Source organism: Shinella sp. M27 (genome assembly GCF_049199905.1).
In the GTDB taxonomy this organism is placed as follows: domain Bacteria; phylum Pseudomonadota; class Alphaproteobacteria; order Rhizobiales; family Rhizobiaceae; genus Shinella.
In genome coordinates this window covers 1-1,645 of sequence record NZ_JBLZPK010000071.1, presented here as the reverse complement: position 1 = coordinate 1,645, position 1,645 = coordinate 1, and the positions used below count along the sequence as shown (strand labels likewise).

The 1,645-nt window shown below is 63.1% G+C and carries 3 protein-coding genes; 2 read left to right on the top strand and 1 reads right to left on the bottom strand.

The window, feature by feature from the left end:
- Positions 1 to 119: 119 nt before the first annotated feature.
- On the bottom strand, positions 120 to 248 hold the full coding sequence (locus ACOZK4_RS25800; RefSeq protein ID WP_314095326.1) for a hypothetical protein: 129 nt from the start codon (positions 246 to 248) through the stop codon (positions 120 to 122).
- A 229-nt stretch (positions 249 to 477) separates the two neighbouring features.
- Between ACOZK4_RS25800 and hslV the strand changes: the two genes are divergently transcribed.
- Positions 478 to 1,038 carry an ATP-dependent protease subunit HslV gene (gene hslV, locus ACOZK4_RS25795; protein WP_421594518.1) on the top strand — a complete coding sequence of 187 codons (561 nt, stop codon included), beginning with the start codon at positions 478 to 480 and terminating at the stop codon, positions 1,036 to 1,038.
- Between the two features lie 116 nt (positions 1,039 to 1,154).
- On the top strand, positions 1,155 to 1,645 hold a 491-nt coding region (locus ACOZK4_RS25790), incomplete at its 3' end, for an AAA family ATPase (protein ID WP_421594517.1).

Below are 1,645 nucleotides of genomic sequence, written 5' to 3'. Positions count from 1 at the left end.
GGGGTGGGGATCGAAGCCATTTTTTTGGCAAGCCCACCCGGCCCCTCGACGCAGGAGGGGGGGCGGAAAGAAGAGGGGAAGAGAGGGATGCGGGCGTGCCGGCATCCCCCTGCGTCGCGTCATTTCTTCTTCGTCGCACTCTCGCTGTTCTTCACCTGCGATCCCAGAGTAGGTGGGGCCTTTTCGGCCACCTTGTCCTTCTTGGGTTTGCGCGTTTCCTTGTTGCTGCGAACCTGCCCTTTTGCCATTGCCGTAACCCCTTTGCGTTGCTGGGAGACCATAACCGCCTCATCAAGTGGGGAAAGCAAGGCTTATTTTGGACGGCGGCGTTCTTGTCCCGCTTTCCCTGCGCGCGGGCCGGGGAGCGACCCGATGGCGGCGTTTGCAATTGGCGAAACGCCGCTTACATAGGACACAACGAGGCCGCCTCGCTGGCGGTGCCATTGCCCGGGATGCCGGGTTTTCGAAGGTATGCTTATGAGTGAACACAACCCCTACGCTTCCATGCACGCCACGACGATCATCACCGTCCGTAAGGACGGCAAGGTGGTCATGGCGGGCGATGGTCAGGTGAGCCTTGGCCAGACCGTGATGAAGAGCAATGCGCGCAAGGTGCGCCGTATCGGCAAGGGCGACGTGATCGCCGGTTTTGCCGGCGCGACGGCGGACGCCTTCACGCTGCTCGAACGGCTGGAAGCCAAACTCGAACAATATCCCGACCAGCTGATGCGGGCTTCCGTGGAACTTGCCAAGGACTGGCGCACCGATCGGTATCTTCGCCGGCTCGAAGCCATGATGCTCGTCGCCGACAAGACCGTCACGCTGGCGCTGACCGGCAATGGCGACGTGCTGGAGCCGGAACATGGCACGATGGCGATCGGTTCGGGCGGCAACTACGCCTATGCCGCGGCGCGCGCGCTGATGGACAGTGACAAGTCGGCGGAAGAGATCGCCCGCAAGGCGATGCAGATCGCCGGCGACATCTGCGTCTACACCAACCACAATTTCGTGGTGGAGACGCTGGATGCCGACCGCTGAGGCCGTCCTGCCCGCGCCTTTCGACAGGGCGGGCGGATATTCCATGATGATCCTTCCCCAAGGGGCGGCCGGGCGCTGATGATGGCCCGGGAACGCTGCCAGAAAACGGAAAGCCAATGACCAATTTTTCCCCCCGCGAGATCGTCTCCGAACTCGACCGTTACATTATCGGCCAGCACGATGCCAAGCGCGCCGTGGCCATCGCGCTCAGGAACCGCTGGCGCCGCCACCAGCTGGAACCGGACCTGCGCGACGAGGTGATGCCGAAGAATATTCTGATGATCGGCCCGACGGGTGTCGGCAAGACGGAGATTTCCCGGCGTCTCGCCAAGCTGGCTGGCGCGCCCTTTGTCAAGGTCGAGGCCACCAAGTTCACCGAGGTCGGTTATGTCGGCCGTGACGTCGAGCAGATCGTGCGCGACCTTGTCGAGGTCGGCATCGGCCTGGTGCGCGAGAAGAAGCGCGCCGAGGTGACGGCCAAGGCCCATGCCAATGCCGAGGAACGCGTGCTCGACGCGCTGGTCGGCGCCACCGCCTCGCCGGCGACGCGCGACAGTTTTCGCAAGAAGCTGCGCAACAACGAGCTGGATGACAAGGAAATCGAAGT